This window comes from Chloroflexus sp. (assembly GCF_056331925.1).
Genome location: NZ_JBWGQH010000020.1, coordinates 46653 through 66216 on the forward strand (window position 1 = coordinate 46653; position 19564 = coordinate 66216).

Annotated in this window: 22 protein-coding genes and 1 pseudogene; 14 read left to right on the forward strand and 9 right to left on the reverse strand. The window is 57.1% G+C overall.

What is annotated here, in order from left to right:
* Positions 1-347 precede the first annotated feature (347 nt).
* Positions 348-614 (forward strand): hypothetical protein, encoded by a 267-nt coding sequence (locus tag AC01ZF_RS11740; protein ID WP_424675523.1) that lies wholly within the window; start codon positions 348-350, stop codon positions 612-614.
* Positions 615-677: 63 nt separating this feature from the next.
* On the opposite strand, the gene argC is transcribed toward AC01ZF_RS11740, so the two are convergent.
* The 9 genes from argC to AC01ZF_RS11785 all read right to left on the reverse strand — a co-directional run bounded on the left by argC (position 678) and on the right by AC01ZF_RS11785 (position 7901).
* Positions 678-1712: an N-acetyl-gamma-glutamyl-phosphate reductase gene (gene argC, locus AC01ZF_RS11745; protein ID WP_428112278.1), complete on the reverse strand. Its 1035-nt coding sequence runs from the start codon at positions 1710-1712 to the stop codon at positions 678-680.
* Positions 1713-1816: 104 nt separating this feature from the next.
* Positions 1817-2668, reverse strand: coding sequence for a lysine biosynthesis protein LysX (gene lysX / locus AC01ZF_RS11750; RefSeq protein WP_424675521.1), 852 nt, complete (start codon positions 2666-2668; stop codon positions 1817-1819).
* An 11-nt stretch (positions 2669-2679) separates the two neighbouring features.
* Entirely contained in the window at positions 2680-2847 is a 168-nt protein-coding gene (gene lysW, locus AC01ZF_RS11755) for a lysine biosynthesis protein LysW (protein ID WP_015942282.1), read from the reverse strand.
* A gap of 83 nt (positions 2848-2930) precedes the next feature.
* Positions 2931-3098, reverse strand: a complete 168-nt coding sequence (gene lysW / locus AC01ZF_RS11760) for a lysine biosynthesis protein LysW (protein ID WP_428112282.1) — start codon at positions 3096-3098, stop codon at positions 2931-2933.
* A gap of 15 nt (positions 3099-3113) precedes the next feature.
* The gene (locus AC01ZF_RS11765) at positions 3114-4112 is read right to left on the reverse strand and encodes an isocitrate/isopropylmalate dehydrogenase family protein (protein ID WP_424676693.1); all 999 of its coding nucleotides are present in this window, start codon (positions 4110-4112) and stop codon (positions 3114-3116) included.
* Positions 4112-4612 (reverse strand): LeuD/DmdB family oxidoreductase small subunit, encoded by a 501-nt coding sequence (locus AC01ZF_RS11770; protein ID WP_424676692.1) that lies wholly within the window; start codon positions 4610-4612, stop codon positions 4112-4114. Before AC01ZF_RS11770 ends, AC01ZF_RS11765 begins: the two co-directional genes overlap by 1 nt.
* A gap of 28 nt (positions 4613-4640) precedes the next feature.
* Positions 4641-5882 carry a 3-isopropylmalate dehydratase large subunit gene (locus AC01ZF_RS11775; protein ID WP_476575371.1) on the reverse strand — a complete coding sequence of 414 codons (1242 nt, stop codon included), beginning with the start codon at positions 5880-5882 and terminating at the stop codon, positions 4641-4643.
* A gap of 62 nt (positions 5883-5944) precedes the next feature.
* The gene (gene lysS / locus AC01ZF_RS11780) at positions 5945-7072 is read right to left on the reverse strand and encodes a homocitrate synthase (protein WP_424676690.1); all 1128 of its coding nucleotides are present in this window, start codon (positions 7070-7072) and stop codon (positions 5945-5947) included.
* Between the two features lie 655 nt (positions 7073-7727).
* Positions 7728-7901, reverse strand: coding sequence for a hypothetical protein (locus tag AC01ZF_RS11785; protein ID WP_428112285.1), 174 nt, complete (start codon positions 7899-7901; stop codon positions 7728-7730).
* A gap of 266 nt (positions 7902-8167) precedes the next feature.
* Between AC01ZF_RS11785 and AC01ZF_RS11790 the strand changes: the two genes are divergently transcribed.
* The 13 genes and pseudogenes from AC01ZF_RS11790 (at position 8168) to AC01ZF_RS11850 (ending at position 19540) form a co-directional block, all read left to right on the forward strand.
* The gene (locus tag AC01ZF_RS11790; RefSeq protein ID WP_428112287.1) at positions 8168-8491 is read left to right on the forward strand and encodes a cupin domain-containing protein; all 324 of its coding nucleotides are present in this window, start codon (positions 8168-8170) and stop codon (positions 8489-8491) included.
* A gap of 36 nt (positions 8492-8527) precedes the next feature.
* Positions 8528-9340: a YwiC-like family protein gene (locus AC01ZF_RS11795; RefSeq protein WP_428131567.1), complete on the forward strand. Its 813-nt coding sequence runs from the start codon at positions 8528-8530 to the stop codon at positions 9338-9340.
* A 101-nt stretch (positions 9341-9441) separates the two neighbouring features.
* Positions 9442-9663 (forward strand): DUF2905 domain-containing protein, encoded by a 222-nt coding sequence (locus AC01ZF_RS11800; protein WP_424676687.1) that lies wholly within the window; start codon positions 9442-9444, stop codon positions 9661-9663.
* A gap of 21 nt (positions 9664-9684) precedes the next feature.
* Complete coding sequence (locus tag AC01ZF_RS11805) at positions 9685-10866, forward strand: VLRF1 family aeRF1-type release factor (RefSeq protein WP_424676686.1); 1182 nt, start codon at positions 9685-9687, stop codon at positions 10864-10866.
* Between the two features lie 93 nt (positions 10867-10959).
* Entirely contained in the window at positions 10960-11895 is a 936-nt protein-coding gene (locus tag AC01ZF_RS11810) for a DnaJ C-terminal domain-containing protein (protein ID WP_428112290.1), read from the forward strand.
* 46 nt (positions 11896-11941) lie between these two features.
* Positions 11942-13132, forward strand: a complete 1191-nt coding sequence (locus tag AC01ZF_RS11815; protein WP_424676684.1) for a S1C family serine protease — start codon at positions 11942-11944, stop codon at positions 13130-13132.
* A gap of 21 nt (positions 13133-13153) precedes the next feature.
* Positions 13154-13471 (forward strand): chaperone modulator CbpM, encoded by a 318-nt coding sequence (locus tag AC01ZF_RS11820; RefSeq protein ID WP_428131562.1) that lies wholly within the window; start codon positions 13154-13156, stop codon positions 13469-13471.
* 35 nt (positions 13472-13506) lie between these two features.
* Entirely contained in the window at positions 13507-13761 is a 255-nt protein-coding gene (locus tag AC01ZF_RS11825; protein ID WP_424676682.1) for a hypothetical protein, read from the forward strand.
* A 17-nt stretch (positions 13762-13778) separates the two neighbouring features.
* Positions 13779-14180 (forward strand): Hsp20/alpha crystallin family protein, encoded by a 402-nt coding sequence (locus AC01ZF_RS11830; protein ID WP_424676681.1) that lies wholly within the window; start codon positions 13779-13781, stop codon positions 14178-14180.
* A 2-nt stretch (positions 14181-14182) separates the two neighbouring features.
* Complete coding sequence (gene lon / locus AC01ZF_RS11835; RefSeq protein WP_424676680.1) at positions 14183-16549, forward strand: endopeptidase La; 2367 nt, start codon at positions 14183-14185, stop codon at positions 16547-16549.
* Positions 16550-16786: 237 nt separating this feature from the next.
* Positions 16787-17599, forward strand: a complete 813-nt coding sequence (locus AC01ZF_RS11840) for a DsbA family protein (RefSeq protein WP_424676679.1) — start codon at positions 16787-16789, stop codon at positions 17597-17599.
* Between the two features lie 260 nt (positions 17600-17859).
* Positions 17860-18429: an RNA 2',3'-cyclic phosphodiesterase gene (gene thpR, locus AC01ZF_RS11845; RefSeq protein WP_424676678.1), complete on the forward strand. Its 570-nt coding sequence runs from the start codon at positions 17860-17862 to the stop codon at positions 18427-18429.
* A gap of 277 nt (positions 18430-18706) precedes the next feature.
* A pseudogene (locus tag AC01ZF_RS11850) lies at positions 18707-19540 on the forward strand (vitamin K epoxide reductase family protein).
* The last annotated feature ends 24 nt before the right edge of the window (positions 19541-19564 follow it).

Here is a 19564-nt window from a genome sequence, read left to right on the forward strand (position 1 = left end):
GACGGTTACCAATGAGCGATGTACGACTACAGATAGTGCATTGGCCTCGCCTCAGGGGGTTACCGTATGGCTATCCCTTCGTCGCAACTCGTTGCTGCTCACCATAGTTGCCGTACTAGAGTCTGGCATGCACACGCTCTTGGCGCTTTGCTCTGGTGGTAAGCGATGGACTCGTTGGCGGCGGTTCGTCTACCGAGATGTGGAGGGAAGCTCCTCTTGCTGCGCATGTTATTTGCAAAAAATGTGCAAATGCGCTATACTAAATTCGGTTCGCGGCGACGGTGCCGCTTGGGTCATTGTCGCCGCGGCGTCGAGCGTGCGCCCGGCGAATCTCTGTGGAGGGAAATATGCACGATCACTTTCGTCGGCGCATCGAAGTACTTACAGCACGGCTTAACAATCTACGTCCCGGTCTTGAGCGGGCACGTCAATCGATTACCCGCCTTGAAAATGATACCGTTCCGGCCGGTGCGACGGCGTTAGCCCGAGCCGCTCAGTTGTCGGCAGCACGGGCGATGGCAGCGACGCTAGCAGAACGCGAACGCCATTTACTCGTTGCGATCCGATCCTTACACGCTGAATTGACCGATCAGCAGTTGACCGAACACGAATAGGGGCTGGCAAACCGCCAGCCCCATCGCATCAGCAGATGCGCAATGCTCTAGCCATCTTCTCCGCTACGGATGCAAACCTATAAACGTTAGTCCCGTCGTTTCGGCAAAACCACACATCAAGTTCATACACTGCACCGCACTTCCTGCAGCGCCCTTCATGAGGTTGTCAATCGCACAAATACTGACAATGCGCCCCGTGGTTGGCTCGTAGGCAAAACCAACATCGGCATAGTTGGTCCCAGCAAGGATTTTCGGTTCAGGGTAACGGTAGATGCCTTGTCGCTCCTTCACAATGCGCACAAACGGCTGTTCACGGGCAAAACTGCGGTACGCCAGCCACAAATCCTTCTCGGTCAAATCACGAGCCGCAAACGCATGCACCGTCGCCAATGCGCCGCGCACCAGCTCAATCGCCGTGATCGACATGTGAACATTACGGAGGCCGGTAACTTGCTCGACTTCAGCGAGGTGGCGATGACTGACCGGCGCGAACGAACGGACTGCGCCGGAACGTTCGGGGTGGTGGCTGGCTTCGCTCACGGTTGCCCCGCCCTCCGATGAGCCAACTTTGATATCGGCAATGATCGGACGATGCGGGTCAATTAGTCCAGCTTGTACGAGTGGGAGCAGCGCGAGGTTGGTCGCGGTCGCATTGCAACCAACGCCGCTGGCATAGCGTGCATTGGTCAGTGCCACCCGATTAACTTCAGGCAGACCGTAGACGAAGCGTTCGAGCCACACCGGAGCCGGATGCGGCTGGCCGTACCATTGCTGATAAACTGCCGGGTCGCGTAAACGGAAGTCAGCCGAGCAATCAATGATACGCTCGGCCAAGCCGGCGTAGCGTTCGATGGCTTGCGCCGCTTCACCGTGCGGCAGAGCTAAGAAGAGGAGATCGCACGGTTGTAACGTGTCGGGATGGACGAATTGCAGATTGGTGCGTCCGCGTAAGTTGGGATGCACCTGATAGAGGTATCGTCCGGCGTTGCGGGCGCTGGTCGCCTGGATAATCGTTACGTGTGGGTGATCGAGCAGCAGGCGTAATAATTCGCCACCGACATAACCGCTCGCACCGACAATACTAACCCGTAAAGTCATAGATGCCTCGTCCATAAGGTTGGGTGTCGGTAAGGTCGAAAGGTAGCCGGCAAGCGTCGTAGGGTCTGCCCGACGCTCGCCGTCCGTTGATCGTTACACCGACCTTACGACCGGCGACCCCGACCTACCTCCACCACGTAATCGATAATCCGCGCCGGAATGTCTACCCCGGTTGTATCAATGCTGTTGCGGAACTCCATCGTATAATTAACTTCGTTGACCAACAACTCACCCTCTGGTGTTTCGAGAATATCGATGGCAACCACGCCACCACCGACCGCGTGGGCAGCGCGCACACTCAGATCGGCCAGTTCTGGCGTGACCGGGCAGTTGGTAGCAACACCACCACGAGCCGTGTTGGTGATCCAGTGTGGACTGGTGCGATAAATCGCTGCGATACATTCGTCGCCGATCACGAAGCTGCGGATGTCGCGGCCCGGCTTGTTGATGTATTGCTGAATGTAGAAGATGGAGTGCTGGTAGTTCCCCAATACATCCCGATGTTCGAGTATCGCCTCGGCGGCGTCGCGATCGTTGATCTTGCTTACCATCCGTCCCCACGACCCGATCACCGGCTTGAGCACTACCGGATAACCGAGCTGCTCAATCGCTTCGAGGGCGCTTTCCGGCGTGAAAGCGAGCAGACAGCGCGGCGTAGGTACACCGGCGTGAATCAGGGCTTGCGTGGTCAAGAACTTGTCGCCGCAGGTGAGGGCCACGTGGTAGGTATTAACCGTTGGCACGCCGGCGTCGTTGAGAATCTTGAGCATATACAGCGCTCGACTGTGTTGAATTGCACGTTCGAGCACCACATCAAATGGATAGCTGGTTTGGTGCAGGTCGAAGATCTGCTCGCGGTCATCGATTTTGACATAATCAAGACCACGACGTTCTAATGCTTGAAACAGCAGCTTTTCTTCGGCGCGGATGCGCGAACAGAGGACGGCAATGCGCATAATCGGCTCTCCTATTCTCCCCAATCCTCTTCAACCTCAGGCGCGAGGGCGAGGGTGGGTGGGTTGAGACTCACAACTTCCAATTCAGCACCGCAATCCGGGCAGGCAATAATTTCGTTTTCCAGCGTGCCTTCTGGTAGAGTAATCTCAGCGGCGCATTCGGGGCATTCGGCGCGCATAACAGGTACTCCTCAGGTATTGGCAATACAGCTCTTGCAGGTGCCTCATGCGGCAGGGATCGTCCCTGCCGCGTAGACATTTCCTATTCTCCCCAATCCTCTTCAACCTCAGGCGCGAGGGCGAGGGTGGGTGGGTTGAGGCTAACGACCTCCAATTCAGCGCCACAATCGGGGCAGGCGATGATCTCGCTCTCTAGGGTGTTGGCTGGCAGCATAATCGGCGCGAGGCATTCAGGACATTCGGCATGCATAGGTAGTTTCTCCTTTCAGGCTTGTGTTGCTATCTGTTCAAGAATGGCTTCAGTGACTTCACGTGTTGTCGCATCACCGCCAACATCCGGTGTGCGAATTCCTTCGCTAGCGACGGCGTCCATCGCGCGGCGTAACCGTTCGGCGGCGCGAGGCCGCCCAATCCATTCGAGCAGCATCACCACACAGTTGAGGGCTGCGGTTGGGTTGGCAATCCCCCGCCCAGCAATATCAGGCGCTGCACCATGCACCGGTTCAAATAGTGCATGGCCATGACCGAGATTACTACTGGCCGCCACGCCTAAACCGCCGCCGTGAATGCAGGCAATATCCGACAGAATATCACCGAACATGTTAGTGGTAACGATCACGTCAAACCGTTGCGGTTGGGCGGCGAGTTGCATTGCCGCCACATCAACCAACCGTTCCTCGAAGGTTAACTCTGGGAAGTCGGCAGCGGCCTCTAGTGCTGCGGTGCGGAAGAGGCCGTCACTAACCCGCAGCACATTAGCTTTATGAACAATCGTGATCTTGCCGGGATGGCCGGCGGCTTGGCGGGTGCGCGCCAGTTCGCAGGCGGTACGGACAATCCGGGCCGAAGCGGCGCGCGTAATCACTCGCTCGGCAATTGCAGTGTTACCGTCGTCTTCGAGCCGTTCACGCCCACTGTACAAATCTTCGGTATTCTCGCGTACCACAACCAGATCAACGCCGGGGCCAATGGTTGGCCTAATGTTGGCGTAGAGATCGAGGGTGCGGCGCAATTCGACAATCGGACTACGGTATCCGGGTACCGGGTAGCTTGGTGAGGCAACTGCGCCGAAGAGAATAGCAGTCGCCTCACGGGCTGCTGCGAGTGTTTCGGCGGGAAGGGCGACGCCGGTGCGCTGGAAGACGCCCCACCCCGCCTCGACTTCACAGAGGGTGAGGTCTGGTGCCAACACGCGTAACACCGCCGTTGCCGCAGCCATTACTTCAGGACCGATCCCATCACCGGGAATGACACAGATCCGCATTACGCCACCTCACCGGGAAAGCGACCGTATTGGCGATAGAAGGGAACAATCCCGCCGGCGGCCCATACTTCACGCAAAAACAGTGGTGGTGGTGGTAGATTGATCACCCGCCCATCGGCTGTAGTAATCCGTCCCTGTTCGAGATCGAGTTCGACTTCGTCACCATCGGCCAGTTCAGCGGTCAGATCGGCGGTAAAGCAGGGAATACCGAGATTGAGCGCATTGCGGAAGAAGATCCGCGCAAAGAGTGGCGCAATAATCGCACCAATGCCAACCATACGGAGTGCCAACGGCGCATACTCACGTGAACTACCACAGCCAAAGTTCTTCCCGGCGACGATGATGTCACCCGGGCGCACGTTCGGTGCGAAATCAGGTCGGTGTTCAACAAACGGGTAGCGGCGTAGTTCACTTTCATCTTTCAACATATACGGCGCATACCGGCCGGGCACAATCTGATCGGTATTGATGTCGGGGCCAAAGAGCCAGACGCGAGCCATAGCAATGCCTCTCTTTCTGCACTGAGCGTTACTGCGATACGACCGGCTGGTCATCCATCACCGCGCGCGGATCGGTCAGATAGCCGGTAAGCGCCGTCGCGGCGGCGACTGCCGGCGAAGCTAAATAGATCTGCGCTTCGGGACTGCCCATACGGCCACGGAAATTGCGATTACCGGTGAACAGACAGACCTCACCGGGGGCAAGTACGCCCATATGACGGCCAATGCATGCGCCACAACCCGGTGTGCCGATGGTCGCACCGGCGGCGAGGAGAGTGGCAAGGGTACCATCAGCGGCGGCGCGATGCAGCGCCTGGGCGCTGGCCGGCACAACGATCATCCGCACGCCGGGAGCGATACGTCGGCCGGCCAGAATCTGGGCTGCCACTGCCATATCTTCGTAATGGCCGTTGGTGCAAGTGCCGAGGTAGACCACATCAACGGCGACGCGCCCCAGATCACTGAGGTTCGCAACATTGTCAACATAGTGCGGTGCCGAGACTTGTGGCTCTAGTTGCTCAAGATCGATCTCAACCACCTCTTGGTACTGAGCGTCAGCATCGACGGTTGGCACGAGTGGCCCGTGCAGTTCAAGCCCGGTCGGTGGGATAATACCGGCCTTAGCGCCCATCTCAATTGAGAGCGTCGCCAGCGTCATCCGCTCCATCACGCTTAGGTTCTCAACCCCGTGCCACTCGATGGCAGCATATGTTGCTCCATCGGCGCGGAGCAGACGGGCAGCGCGGAGCGCCAAATCTTTCGGCCCCACCCCAAACCCAAACTCACCGCGTGCTCGCACCACGATGGTCTCCGGCACACGCAACCACGTCTTTCCGGTAGCCAATGCAAGCGCGATGTCGGTGCTGCCCATACCGGTACCAAACGCTCCGACACAGCCATACGCCGTACTGTGGCTATCGCTCCCCAAAATTAACATGCCCGGCTGGGCCAACCCCTCTTCCACCAACACCGGGTGCGAAATACCGCGCCCGACATCAAACAGATTGGGAATACCCTGTGCGCGCACCCAGCGCCGCACTTCTTGCTGTTTTTCTGCGGTCTGTACACTGGCAGCCGGGGCGACGTGATCGATCACAACTGCAATGCGCTGAGGGTCCCACATCCGCTCAGCGCCCAGTTCGTTGTGGAGAATGCGGATAATGCCGGGTGCCAAGCTATCGTGGACCATCACTAGATCAACATTCGCCGTCACCACATCGCCGGCGCGCACCGCTCGCCCGGCAACACGGCTTAAGATTTGTTCGCTCATTGTTGGCATCGTTGTATCCTCGTGTTATATTGATGGCCGCAGTCTGTGCGGCCTTACCAGGATTACTCGGCGTAGCTATAGAGAATCTCGTCGATCATTGCGCCATCAAGGTCGTGTTCGTCGCCGAGGGCCTTGATGCGGGCGGCGGCGGCGCGGGCTTGCGCTTCGCTAAGGGTGATACCCAATTCGCGGGCGCGTTCGGCGACGGCGTGCCAACCGACCAGCCGGTGGGCAATCGCGATGGTGCGCTGGCGACCGAACAGGTTCGGATCGAGCACTTCGTAGCTGCGTGGATCGGCCAGCACGGCTTTTGTGTGCATTCCAGCCTTGTGGTGAAAAGCGGTCGGGCTGGTAATACACTGGTTGAACGGGATTTCGATGCCGAGCATAGTTGCCACCGTCTCGTCGATCTTCGGCAACAGATCGAGACGATACCGTCGAACACGATTCGGATCGACGCTCGCAATTCGTGCAATCATCCCGCTCAGACTGGCAATACCGTTGCGTTCACCAATCCCAAGTACCGTCACATCGAGGTGGGTTGCACCGGCTTCGTAAGCGCAAAAGGTATTGGCGACCGCGCAGCCACTATCGTTGTGGCCGTGAAATTCGATGTCGCATGTGACTTCAGCACGCACAGCGCTAACCACTTCGTAGACTTGACGCGGCGTAGCGATGCCAACGGTATCGGCAAGACCGATTCGTTGGACGCCCATCGTCTCGACCGCGCGGTAAATGCGGATCAAGTCGGCAAGGTCGGTGCGGAAACTATCTTCACACGAAAAGCGCACCTCAACGTCGTGGTCGCGCAGGTACGTGATCACCTGTTGCGCTTCAGCCAAAATCTCATTCAGGCTGCGTCCATGACTTACTGTGCGTAGTGGTTCGGACGTAGCGAAGAGCAGATTCGCCCCTTGTGCACCGTGTTCGACGGCGAGGCGTGCATCGGTCATGTGACAGCGGATATGGGTGAGGATACGGGCGCGGAGACCGTGACGGGCAATGGTGGCGAGATCACGCGCACTTTGCGGCGAAGCTGCCGGAGAGGTGAGTTCGATATACTCAACGCCGAATGCGTCGAGCATTTCTGCGATAGCAAGCCGTTGGGCGGACGTAAAGCGGGCGCTGGCGAACTGTTCGCCTTCGCGCAGGGTGGTATCGACGAAAAACAGGCGCTCAGGCAGTGACATACGGTGACACCTCTCTCACTTGACATGAGCCAAAAAGTTCAGGCCGGCAATAGCGTGGCGTATAGGCAACTGGGCTGGTTGTGGCTATCCGTTTCATATATACCTCCGTTGCACAAACAACTGACCCGGCGCACCGTATGGTCTGGTGAGCCGGGTCTTGTCTCTTCCACGCAGCAGACAAGCAGAGCTAACCAGACCTTTCGTCCGGCTTCTTCGCGCGCTTGATCTGCTTGGTGGATGCGTGTTCGTTTCTCATAGTGTGACGAATATACCAGAAGTCGAGTTTTGTGTCAAATGGGGATTCGGTATGTGAAGTCTATGCTGCTCCTCCGCAGATACACAGACGCAAAGCGGGCAAAGGCGCAGAGGATGGTAAACGCAAAGACGCAAAGGACGCAAAGACGCAAAGACGCAGAGGGCACAAAGGGGTTTGGGGGAAGAGTTACTAGAAGCCACAAGAGAGTACTATTGTACGTTTGTGCCTTTTGCGATTTTTTGTGGCTATTTCTATGTGTTCTCTGCGTTCTCGGTGGCACAGGTTTTGCCCCCACCCCTTACCCCTCCTCCAGCGGGGGAGAAGCATCTTACACCTCCCTCCAGCGGGGGAGGCTAGGAGGGGGGGGTATTTCTCCAAAACGCCATGCTCGTAACACACTTACGGATTCGGCGTTGTTTCCGTCCCTGCCGGCGCGATGTTTTGCGGTATGGTAGTGATAGAATTGCTGACCAAAAGGCTAGCAACCATGATGATAAAGACGAGCGAGATAAGAGCTGACAATGACCAGCCCTGTATCGGCGGCGTTGGAAATGCTTGACGACCCTGATTCATAGCGTTCTCTTTCTCTAGGTTAATCGCGGAAGGCGCAAACAGCAGCGTCAGGTCGATCTGATAGACCTATGAGCAGTATATCCCATTCTATCTCGATAACAAGGGATATATTCCGAATGCCAATGGTGCAGTTTTTCGTAAGCGGCTTTAATCTGTGTGAGACATTCCTCTCTCGTAAGTAGGTACGAAACGTGGTATAACGGTGATACACACATGCATCGTCCGCCGTTTGTTGCGCTGATCCTGCGCGTAAAGGAACAACAGCGATGAGCCTTGCCACGGTCTACCATCTGATCGACCAGCTCAACATCCCAGTGGATGGAATTATCAGTCGCACGATTTACCAAGATGCAACGATCAAAGCGGTTCTCTTCGGCTTTGCTGCCGGACAAGAGTTATCAGAGCATACCGCTGCGATACCGGCCATTATGCATATCCTGCAAGGTGAAGCGCGTATCACACTCGGCGAAGAGGTTGTTGAGGCAGTGCCTAACACGTGGGTGCATATGCCGGCGCGGTTGCCACATAGCCTACAAGCGCGAACGCCGGTCGTGATGTTATTGCTGCTCCTTAAAGGTTCACGCGAATAAGCGACGATTGCCTAGTGTTGGACGGAGAAAGGCCGCATGCACCAAAACAAACATCTGATCCGTACACCGCAACCGGTGCGGATACGGCCAATTGCATTGCCGGTTGAACACGGTGGTTGGGGGTTTTTAGCAGCACCGATTGTGCTTGGATTGTGGTTGGCGCCCTCGATGGCAGGGTTCTGGTTGAGTCTGGCCGGCTTCGGTGCCTTCCTGACGCGCCAGCCGCTCAAGATCGCATTCGGCGATTACCGACGCAGAAAACGCTATCCACGCACCGTTATTGCCGAGCGGTTCGTGGTGGGCTATAGTACGATTGCGTTCATCGGTCTTGGTTTGGCAATCGTCAATGCAGCGGCACCCTTTTGGTTGCCGATTGCACTCGCTGCTCCATTTGCGATAAGCCAATTATTCTTCGATCTACGAAAGGAGAGTCGGGCGCTTGCGGCCGAATTGTGCGGTGCTGTGGCGATTAGTGCGTTGGTGGCAGCGATTATGATGGCAGATGGTTGGTCATTCCCACCGGCGATGCTGGCGTGGTTACTCCTTGCAATGCAAGCCGCAACCGCGATCATCTATGTCCGTGTTCGCCTACGCTTAGCGCGTAACGAACCGGTGGGTCGTGCGCCGGTATTGCTCTGGCACGGAATAGCAGTGCTCATAGCCGGTGGTCTCGTGGTATTGGATTGGGTTGGTTGGCCGGTGCTTCTCATCTTTATCCTTCTTACCCTACGCTGCTGGATCGGTCTCTTACCACGCAGCCTGACCACACCGACACCATTGGTGGGGATGCAAGAATTAGGTGCAAGTCTTCTCACCGTCATCGGAATCGGTTTCAGTATCGGTTTCTAACACATTATTAGCACCCCGTTGACCGCTGGCTAATATCGTTCCATCATAATACCAAAGTAGAAGACAACGGAGCAGTGTGTCTGCTCACATTGAGGTGTGGTATGAACGAGTTAGGACGGTGGTTAATCGGTACCGGTGTGGTCTTGATTGTCATCGGTCTCGTTGTACTGGCCGCCGGTCGGTTGCCATGGCTAGGTCGCCTACCCGGCGATATCCTGATCGAGCGGGATAATCTAACCATCTTTATTCCGTTGGGCACCATGCTGGTGGTGAGTTTGGTCTTGACCGTCATCGCCAACGTGATCGCACGCTGGTGGCGTTGATCGTCGGAAAGGATGGGACGTATGATCGATCGCGAGATGGTGCAACAGATTCGGTCCGAATTGGGTGAATTGCAGCCGCCGGTTCTCTCGTTATACGTAGCGGTCAATCCGGCCAACCCTGAGAATGCCGGACGAGCGTGGGCGTTGCGGGCGCGTAACGCGGTAAAGGCGTTGGCGGCTCCGGCCGATATTGAACAGGCAGTACTGGCAGCGCTCGATGCGGAGATGGTGCCCGAAGCACGCACGTTAGCGCTCTTCGCGGCGGCGCCGGTGGCCGAAGCCAGGAGTTCGACGGTGACGATTACCCGTTTGCCGTTGCATATCGACCTACCGTTGCTTGATTTGACCAACGGTCGGGTCGAGGCACGCTGGGGTGAGCCATATATTGCACCAATTGTATATGCGCTCGACCAGTATGAGCGCACCGCCATTGTCTGGTTGCGTGGCGAGGGTTGGCGCTTCTTTGAGGTGTTCCTTGGCGAAATCGTTGAGTATACCGATGTGTTCCGCAATGTCGAGAGCGAGCTGTGGCGTGAAGTTAGCGAGTTCGATCCACACCGTTTGCGTGAACGGTTGCGTACACAGGCGATGGGGAATCGCGACCGCTTTGCGCGTCGGATGGAAAATATCGCCACTCGCTATCTGCAACGGCTCGCTGAACTGACCGAACGGGCTATGACTCATTTCGGTCTGCGCCGTTTGGTATTGCTCGGTCGTGAAGAGGCGACCAAGCAGTTTGCCGATCTCTTGCCGCGCACCATCCGTCAGATGGTGATTGCTCATGTGGCAGATTTACCCCATCCTGATGCGTCGCTTGCCCATGTTCTTGCCAAAGTCGGGCCGATCCTCGAGCAGGTAGAACAGGCGCACGAGCAAGAGTTGCTCGACCAGATCACGCGCCAACCCGGTGTATGGGGTATCGATCCCACGTTGTCGATGTTGCAAGAGGGACGGCTGAGCGTATTGGTAGCACCATGGCATCTTAATACCGACGTCTGGATGACCGACGATGGCCTGCTGGCCGGTAGTCGTGAGCAAGCGATGCTGTTGCATGCTGCTGGTGAACCGCAATCGGTGCCGTTACGAGATGTACTGGTCGATATCTGTGCAGCATACGCTACGCGACTCGAGTTTGCCGCCGGACCGGCAGAGGAGCGGTTACTACGTGATCTGAACGGTTTGGCCGGTCTGTTGCGTTGGTGATAGTTTCGCGCTATTGACTGCTCTCGCAGAGGCGGCGTCACACGCCGTCTCTGAATCCGATACATAATTTCAATTCATCGTTGTCGAACTACTATGGAATTCAAAGATTATTACGCTATCTTAGGCGTCAGCCCGGATGCTGATGAACAGGCTATCAAACAAGCCTACCGTAAATTGGCGCGGCAGTACCATCCTGATGTCAATCCGGGCGATAAGAAAGCCGAAGAGCGTTTCAAAGAGATCAACGAGGCGTATCAAGCCTTGAGTGATCCGGAACGACGCCGCAAGTACGACGAGTTGCGCGCGTACTATCAACGCTGGCAGCGTAGCGGCGGTCGCGGTGAGTTTAACTGGAGTCAGTGGCAGGCTTCGCCTGGCCAACAGGTCTATACCTACAACGTCTCTCCCGAAGACCTGGAAGACTTATTTGGCGCCGATAGCCCGTTCTCCGACTTCTTCAGTTCGATCTTCGGTCAGCCACAATTCCGCCGGCCAAGCCGTCCGGCACGCGGACGCGATCTCGAAGTGCCGGTGACCGTCTCTCTCGAAGAGGCGTTCTCCGGTACAACGCGCTCCCTCCAGGTCGGTGACCGTCGGATCGAGGCCCGGATTCCGCGTGGCGTGCGTACCGGTACGCGGGTGCGGTTGAGCGGGCAAGGTGCTCCCGGTATTGCCGGTGGCACGTCGGGTGACCTGTATCTGGTTGTCGAAGTCGAACCACATCCGCAATTTGAGCGCGACGGCGATGATCTGATGACGACTATCGAGGTCGATGCCTTTACTGCCGCAGTAGGTGGCGAGGTGCGTGTGCCAACAATTGATGGTACGGTAACCCTGAAGATTCCACCACGTACCCAAGCTGATAAGGTCTTCCGATTGCGTGGGAAGGGGATGCCGCGGTTAGAAAATCCGACAGAACGCGGCGATCTGTTTGTGCGGGTGAAATTGGTTTTGCCTGAGCCATTGAGCGATGCGGAATTGAATACGTTGCGCGAATTGGTGCGAAACCGCAGAACGGTTGGGCGGTAGGCTTACGGCTGTAAGCCGCCTTGTAATGGTAACGAAGAGGTTTTCTATGTCGGAACGAACCGGTCGTGGTCGGAGAATGGTGTTATTCTTCGAACTATTCTTGCTGCTGGTTATTGCCGGTGCGTTCGTATGGACAGCACTGGTGAATGATCGGCGAGAAACCGTGGCGGTTGCGCCATCGCCAACACCGGTGACGTTCACCATGCCCACGATTATTCCAATGACCGCGACCGATCTGGAAGCTCAGATCGCCGCCGTCTATCGTGAGGCTGGGCCGAGTGTGGTAAATATCACCAGTCGCTCGATCAGCTACGACTTTTTCTTTAATCCGGTGCCCCGCCAGGGTAGTGGCTCAGGCTTTTTCTACGATACCGCAGGCCATATTGTCACCAACTATCACGTGGTGGCCGATGCCGATGAATTGCAAGTAACACTCGCCGATGGACGTACTGTGTCGGCCAAGATTGTCGGCAGTGACCCATCGAACGATCTGGCCGTGATTAAAGTCGCTTCACCGGTCGATGAGATTCGGCCACTGCCGATCGGTGACTCGACGCAGGTGTATGTCGGTCAATTTGTCCTCGCCATCGGTAATCCGTTTGGTCTTGAACGTACCCTCACCTTTGGAATTGTCAGTGCGCTTGGACGGGTCATCGAGAGTCCGAACCAGCGCTTCATCGGCGAGGTCATCCAATCGGACGTGGCCATTAACCCCGGTAATTCGGGTGGACCACTCCTCGATTTGACAGGCCGTGTAATCGGGGTTAATTCGGCCATTCTCAGTCCCAGTGGGGCCAATGCTGGCATCGGCTTTGCTATCTCGGCGCGAACAGTGCAGCGAGTAGTACCGGTGTTGATCCGGGAAGGGCGCTATCCGCACCCATCGTTGGGAGTGCGCGTGATCGAACTGACGCCGCAACGTGCTGCGCTGTTTGAGCGGGCCGGTATGAATTTGCCAATCAAAGAGGGGTTACTCATTGCCGAATTGGTCGAAGGTGGTCCGGCTGCCCGAGCCGGTTTGCGGGGGCCGCAGCAGGTAGTGCGAGTCGGAAACTGGATGTTGCCGGTTGGGGGTGACGTGATCGTGGCAATCAACGGTCGCTCGATCACGAGCAGCCAGGAGCTATTGGTCTATCTCGAAACCGAAACCCAAGTGGGTGAAACGGTGCAAGTAACCGTTATTCGTAATGGTCGTGAGCAGATTGTCCCGGTGACGCTAGCCGAATTGTCGTCGTAAACACACAAGGAGCCGACGCCTATGTTAGTGCGACGGATGAGTTTAGAGGAATTAGCACGTGCTACCGGGTTGCCAGTGCCGGTGTTGCAGTATTTGGCCGATGTGGGGTACATCCATCCTTTTCCTCAGTTGCCGGCGGCTGAGTTCGATGAACTTCGCCGGATCAGACGCTTGATCGACGATCTCGGTGTAGCGACCGATACCGTTGATCTGATCTTACATATGCGCCGGCGTATGCTGGCGATGCAACGCGAAATCGCTCGACTGCGCGCCGAATTGGCGTACCGAAGAGCTTTTGATGGCGTGAATACATGGGTTGACGCGGACTGGTACGAGTAACGCGCACTCGTTTCTATTGAAGGAGGTCTATAACGATGTATCGAATCGATTTTCGCCCGTTTGATTATCTCACCGCCGAACTATCGGCGTTATGGTGGTTTTATTTGTCGCAGGGTCTGGCGCTCATTGCGCTTGGTGTGGCTGTGATCATTTGGCCTGAGTTGTTGGCCTATTTAGCAGCGATTTTCTTCATAGCCATTGGGGTAGTCTTACTTGTACTTGGTTGGCGTGTGCGACAGGTTAAACGCCGTTATGAACTCTTTAAACAATCATTTCTCCTCGAACCGTAAAGCAAAGGAATTGAACAATGAGCGATGCTTCGTACATTCGTATTTTACGCAGCCGGTGGCCGTATGCTCAGTTCGATACTCGGCCGTGGTCGCCGCCAATTAACGTTTGCGAAACCGAGCACGAAATGGTGCTGGTGATCGAATTAGCCGGTGTGGATCCGGCAACGTTGCAGATTGAAGCATACCCAGAACTGGTCCGGATCGCCGGAGCACGCCAACTGGCGCTACCGGCAGGCCTGCGCCGCTTGCACCGCATGGAGATTGCTGCCGGTGTGTTCCAGATTGAAGTGCCGTTTGAGCGACCCATCGATCCTGATCGCACCAGTGCCCGTTCAATCCATGGGCTACTGGAAATCCGACTACCGTTTGCCGGACGTTCACGGCGGCAGGTTGTTATTCCGGTAGCGGAGGGAGAATAACTGTGAGTGAAGCGAACGTTGTCCAACGGCCAGTAACGCCAGATATTCCTGAACTATTGCCGATTCTGCCGATCAATAATGCAGTGCTCTTCCCAGGTATGTTTTTGCCACTGGTCGTCAGTGGCGACGCATGGGTACGTCTGGTCGATGAAGCAGCACTGTCAACGAAGATGATCGGTGTGTTTCGTCGCGTGCAGGCCGGCGAGGAGTTTGAACCGTCAATGTTAGCGTCCACCGGTACGGCGGCAATGATCGTGCGCATGATGCGTTTGCCGCAGGGTGGGGTTCAACTGCTTTTGCAAGGGCAGGCGCGGATCAAGGTACAACACTGGGTGTCGATTAAGCCCTATCCGCAGGCGCGGGTGAGCATCTCCCATGATCCGCACGAAACATCACTGGAGACATCGGGCTTGGCGCGGGCAGCACTGGCCGGTTTTCAGCAAATTGTCGAGCTGAGTCCTAATCTGCCCGATGAATTAGCCATTGCAGCCGCTAATGCGCCCCATCCCGGCATGCTGGCCGACCTCATTGCGGCCAATCTGAACCTGAGTCTCGACGATCAGCAGGCCGTGCTCGACATCCTCGATGTCACCGAGCGGTTGCAGCACGTGTTGCGGCTGCTCGAACGTGAGCGTGAAATCTTGATGATCGGGCGGAAAGCTCAGGAAGAGGTCTCGAAGAATCAGCGTGAATATGTCTTGCGCCAGCAACTTGAAGCGATTAAGCGTGAATTGGGTGAGACCGATGATCATGCTGCCGAAATCGCCGAGCTGCGACGGCGGTTGGAGGAGGCCAATCTGCCGGCAGAAGCTCGCCAAGAGGCCGAGCGCGAGCTATCGCGGCTTGAGCGTATGCCACCCGGTGCGGCCGAGTATACGGTAGCGCGTACCTATCTCGATTGGATCCTCGATTTGCCGTGGCACGCTAGTACCGAAGACAATCTCGATATTACACAGGCGCGGCAGGTCCTCGACGAGGATCATTACGATCTAGCGCGGATCAAAGAGCGAATTATTGAATACCTTGCCGTGCGAAAACTTCGCCAAGAAGCGGGTGCCGGTGGCGAAACCCGCGGACCGATCCTCTGTTTCGTCGGTCCACCCGGTGTCGGTAAGACGAGTCTGGGGGCGTCCATTGCCCGCGCATTGGGGCGTAAATTTGTGCGTGTCGCCTTGGGTGGCGTGCGCGATGAAGCCGAAATCCGTGGTCATCGCCGTACCTACATCGGTGCCTTACCCGGACGGATTATTCAGGGCCTCAGCCGCGCCGGTAGCAACAACCCGGTCTTGCTCCTCGATGAAGTTGATAAACTGAGTATCGGTTTTCAGGGCGACCCGGCGGCAGCGCTGCTCGAAGTGCTTGACCCGGAACAGAACGTCGCTTTCGTCGATCGTTACCTTGATGTACCGTTTGATCTCAGCAAGGTACTCTTTGTATGCACAGCTAACCGTGCCGACACCATCCCGCCAGCGCTGCTTGACCGCATGGAGCTGTTGGAGTTGGCCGGCTACACCGAGCAAGAGAAACTGGAGATCGCACGACGCTACCTGATCCCACGTCAGCGCAACGAACAGGGATTAGCCGAACGCGGTCCAGAATTGACGACGGCTGCGTTACAACGGCTGATCCGCGAGTACACGCACGAAGCCGGGGTACGCGATCTCGAACGGCGTATCGGAGCGGTTTATCGCAAGATGGCTACTCGGTTGGCCGAAGGCAAAGAGATACCGGCGCAAGTTGATGCGGACGATCTCGATGATCTGCTTGGCCCACCGCGTTTTCGCAGTGAGACACTGCTCGGCGAGAATGAGGTTGGTGTTGTCACCGGCCTCGCATGGACACCCACCGGCGGCGATGTGCTCTTCGTTGAGGTAAGCGTAATTCCGGGGAGCGGCCAACTGATCCTTACCGGTCAGTTGGGTGATGTGATGAAAGAATCGGCACGGGCTGCCCTCACTTACGCCCGTTCGCGTGCTACTGAGCTAGGTATCGAAGCCGAGATCTTCCAGCAGAGCGATATTCACATTCACGTGCCTGCCGGCGCCGTTCCCAAAGACGGCCCTTCAGCCGGTATCACGATGGCGAGTGCGCTCATTTCGGCGCTGACGAAACGTGAAGTGGATAAGCGCATTGCGATGACCGGTGAGGTTACGTTACGCGGCAAAATCTTGCCGATTGGCGGGGTGAAAGAGAAGCTCCTGGCAGCGCAGCGGGCCGGTGTGCGTAAAGTCTTGTTACCGAAAGAGAATGAGATCGATCTGCGCGAGGTGCCCGCTGAAGCGAAAGAACAACTGGAGATTGTGCTCGTCAAGCACATGGACGAAGTGCTGCGTGAGTTGGGTCTCGTTGCTGCGCCGGTGAGTGAGTAGGACACCGGCGCAAGCTATGCGATGGTGAACTTACCGCACATGGCCTTGCTCGCCTTGAGCAATTGCTTCGGGAACTGCATCCTCTCACAATGCCAAACAGAACCGTCTTCCTACGGGACACCAGAAAGAGCGACTCTGCTCCCCATTACCCTTGGCGTGCTGGAAATGGATATTGATAAGGTGTGGTATGCTTCGCTGCCGCCTGCCTTTCTCATGTAATGAACAAAGGTTTACGCAATGACGTATCATTGCAGTCAATCCAAATCACTCCACGCTCGTGCGCTCATCCTTGCCTTCTGTATCGTTCTTACCGGTTGTGCAGCAACAGCGAATATTCCGACACCCTCACCCGTGTTCGACCGCCTACCGACCGTCACTCCCGAACTGCCGGCAGCACCGGAGCCAACGGCGCGCATTATCCGCTTGGGTGAAACCCCCTTACCAACCCCCTCAATGACCGCGGTGCCCACGCCGCTCATCACCGATAGTGGTGTGCTCACCGTGAGCATGGCGCAGCTCGGTCTCAGCGCCGAACCCTACGCTATACTCGGTGATCCCAATGCCCCGGTGACCATCGTCGAATTCACCGACTTCGGTTGCGCCTTCTGTCGCCGTTATCACCAGCTCACCTTTTCCGCTTTGGTGACCGAATTCGTTGAGACCGGAAAGGTCTTCTACGTTGTCAAGCACTTGCCGGTTACCAGTCCACAAGGCGAGTGGGCTGCGCTGGCGGCGATCTGCGCCGGCGAGCAGGGTAGCTACTGGGAGATGCACAATGCCCTCTTTGCTAACAGCGAGGCGTGGCAAGGCGACGCGGCCAGCGCACAGCGCCGCATTGACGCCATCGCTGCCGAGCTTGACCTCGATACGGCAGCGTTGCGGGCCTGCGCCGAACGCGCCGAGACCAAAGCCGTCATTGCCCACCACGTGAGCGAAGCGCATGCCCTGCGCATTTTTGGTACGCCGGTCTTCTTCATCAACAACCGGCTGCTGGCCGGTGCGCAGCCGATTGAGGTTTGGCGGCAAGTGTTGGTAGCAATGCTTCAGTAGGGTCACAGCGGTGCTGTGCCCTTGCGGTAACGTGACGGATACCGGCCTGTCGGTGCGGTTCCCCTACGTGTGATGAGGCACGGTGTAGGCGCGGTGAGGCACGGCTGCCATCGTGGTGGATTGGTGAGACGGGGCACACCCCCACCGGGAATGAACCGGCAACCGGGTACCGCGGCAGTAGGGGCACCGTAGGGGCAGAGTATTGCTTGATGGTGTACAATATTCTCCGATTACTAGAGTTACCAATGAGTGTATGTCCTATGCCCGACTCATCGTCTGAACCCACAATGCGCCTCTTTATCGCGCTTGATTTGCCGGACGAGGTGCGCCGTGAGCTGCGCGATGTACAGATGCGCCTAAGCATGCATAGCCGGGCTGTCCGTTGGAGTGACCCGGTCGGCATGCATCTGACACTCCACTTTCTGGGTGAGACGCCGGAACGGCTGGTCGAACCGTTGCTCGCCGGAATGCGCGCTATCACCGCGCCCACTTTGCGCCTCAGCCTTGACCGGCTGGGGTGTTTTCCACCAACCGGCTCGTTGCGCGTCGTTTGGGTTGGTCTCAGCGGTGATCTGGCCGGTTTAGCGACCCTCTACCAGTCCCTTGCCGGGGTTATTCAGTCGGTTGGATTGCCTACCGATCCGCGTCCGTTTACCCCTCACATCACCCTTGCCCGTTCCCGTCCCGAAGCAACACCGGCTGAATTGCGCGCGCTCCGCGCGGCGTTGCCCACAGTGTCGCTACAACCACTCGCTTGGCAGAGCGAGCGCCCCATCCTTTTCCGCAGCCAACTGACACCGCGCGGTGCCATCTATACGCCGTTGGGCTAGGTTGCGTGATTTGTACTTATTCGTTGGGTGACTTGCGCTAGTCACCAGCCATGGCAACCAATATTATGCACGTAGTGCTGAAAGGAGGTTGTCATGGCTCTCCGTGTTGGTGTGTATTGCCGTGCTCGGCGTATCGTCAGCGTTCGCGCAGTCGCTCGTTGTACGTGCCGTGCTCTTCTATTCGCCCACTTGCCCGCATTGCCACACTGTGCTCGATGAGGTGTTGCCGCCATTGCAGGCCCGCTATGGCAGCCAGTTGCACATTCTCACGATTGATGTGTCGACTCCTGCTGGTCAGTCGTTGTACAGCGCAGCGTTGCAAACCTTTGCTGTCGCTGCGTACCGGCAAGGCGTACCGGCCCTGTTCTTTGGTCAAACCCATCTGGTTGGGAGCGATGAGATTCCTACCCGGCTGCCCGGTTTGATCGAGCAAGCCCTAGCCGCCGGCGGAAATGCATGGCCGGCCATCCCCGGTATCGAGCCGTTGACGGCGACGTTTGAGTCTGGCGCTGCGCCGGTTGCACCATCGGCATCGTCGCCATTCAGCCGCGATCCGTTTGCCAATACGCTCGCGCTGCTGGTGCTGACCGGCATGGCGATTGCGTTCTTTGTCGCTGTTACGCGCCTGCGCTGGCCCTTTGACCGTCCGTTGCCCGTCACCCGCTCGCGCTGGATCCCGGCGTTGGCGGCGGTAGGAGTAGTCTTGGCCGGCTATCTGGCCTTCGTCGAATTGAACCAGCAGCGTGCAGTCTGTGGGCCGGTCGGCGATTGCAATACCGTTCACCAAAGCCCGTATGCCCGCTTGTTCGGCGTTCCGGTGGGCTTGATAGGTTTGGCTGGTTATCTTGCGATCATCGTGGCATGACTGCTCGATCGCTTTTCGCTCCTTCGCCTTGCCCGTCAAGCGTTAGTCGTGATGGCGCTGGCCGGTACGCTCTTCTCGCTCTATCTCACCTTCCTTGAGCCGTTTGTGATTGGGGCGACGTGCATATGGTGTCTCCTTTCAGCCATCACGATAACAGCACTGCTTTGGGTGAATGCGCCACCTGCACCGCAGCACGTTGCCCGTGGCCGCCGGTCATTATCCCTATCATGGGGCACCATACCGTGATGGAGCGTGCCATATCGTTGTAGT

Coding starts and splice junctions, on each gene's coding strand:
- AC01ZF_RS11830 (WP_424676681.1), top strand. CDS start 13,779: ATGAGCGATGCTTCGTACATTCGTATTTTACGCAGCCGGTGGCCGTAT.
- AC01ZF_RS11790 (WP_428112287.1), top strand. CDS start 8,168: ATGAGCCTTGCCACGGTCTACCATCTGATCGACCAGCTCAACATCCCA.
- AC01ZF_RS11825 (WP_424676682.1), top strand. CDS start 13,507: ATGTATCGAATCGATTTTCGCCCGTTTGATTATCTCACCGCCGAACTA.
- AC01ZF_RS11795 (WP_428131567.1), top strand. CDS start 8,528: ATGCACCAAAACAAACATCTGATCCGTACACCGCAACCGGTGCGGATA.
- AC01ZF_RS11820 (WP_428131562.1), top strand. CDS start 13,154: ATGTTAGTGCGACGGATGAGTTTAGAGGAATTAGCACGTGCTACCGGG.
- lysW (WP_428112282.1), bottom strand. CDS start 3,098: ATGCATGCCGAATGTCCTGAATGCCTCGCGCCGATTATGCTGCCAGCC.
- lysS (WP_424676690.1), bottom strand. CDS start 7,072: ATGTCACTGCCTGAGCGCCTGTTTTTCGTCGATACCACCCTGCGCGAA.
- AC01ZF_RS11740 (WP_424675523.1), top strand. CDS start 348: ATGCACGATCACTTTCGTCGGCGCATCGAAGTACTTACAGCACGGCTT.
- AC01ZF_RS11785 (WP_428112285.1), bottom strand. CDS start 7,901: ATGAATCAGGGTCGTCAAGCATTTCCAACGCCGCCGATACAGGGCTGG.
- argC (WP_428112278.1), bottom strand. CDS start 1,712: ATGACTTTACGGGTTAGTATTGTCGGTGCGAGCGGTTATGTCGGTGGC.
- lysX (WP_424675521.1), bottom strand. CDS start 2,668: ATGCGCATTGCCGTCCTCTGTTCGCGCATCCGCGCCGAAGAAAAGCTG.
- AC01ZF_RS11765 (WP_424676693.1), bottom strand. CDS start 4,112: ATGCGGATCTGTGTCATTCCCGGTGATGGGATCGGTCCTGAAGTAATG.
- AC01ZF_RS11770 (WP_424676692.1), bottom strand. CDS start 4,612: ATGGCTCGCGTCTGGCTCTTTGGCCCCGACATCAATACCGATCAGATT.
- AC01ZF_RS11815 (WP_424676684.1), top strand. CDS start 11,942: ATGTCGGAACGAACCGGTCGTGGTCGGAGAATGGTGTTATTCTTCGAA.
- lysW (WP_015942282.1), bottom strand. CDS start 2,847: ATGCGCGCCGAATGCCCCGAATGCGCCGCTGAGATTACTCTACCAGAA.
- thpR (WP_424676678.1), top strand. CDS start 17,860: ATGCCCGACTCATCGTCTGAACCCACAATGCGCCTCTTTATCGCGCTT.
- AC01ZF_RS11840 (WP_424676679.1), top strand. CDS start 16,787: ATGACGTATCATTGCAGTCAATCCAAATCACTCCACGCTCGTGCGCTC.
- AC01ZF_RS11805 (WP_424676686.1), top strand. CDS start 9,685: ATGATCGATCGCGAGATGGTGCAACAGATTCGGTCCGAATTGGGTGAA.
- AC01ZF_RS11775 (WP_476575371.1), bottom strand. CDS start 5,882: ATGAGCGAACAAATCTTAAGCCGTGTTGCCGGGCGAGCGGTGCGCGCC.
- AC01ZF_RS11800 (WP_424676687.1), top strand. CDS start 9,442: ATGAACGAGTTAGGACGGTGGTTAATCGGTACCGGTGTGGTCTTGATT.
- AC01ZF_RS11810 (WP_428112290.1), top strand. CDS start 10,960: ATGGAATTCAAAGATTATTACGCTATCTTAGGCGTCAGCCCGGATGCT.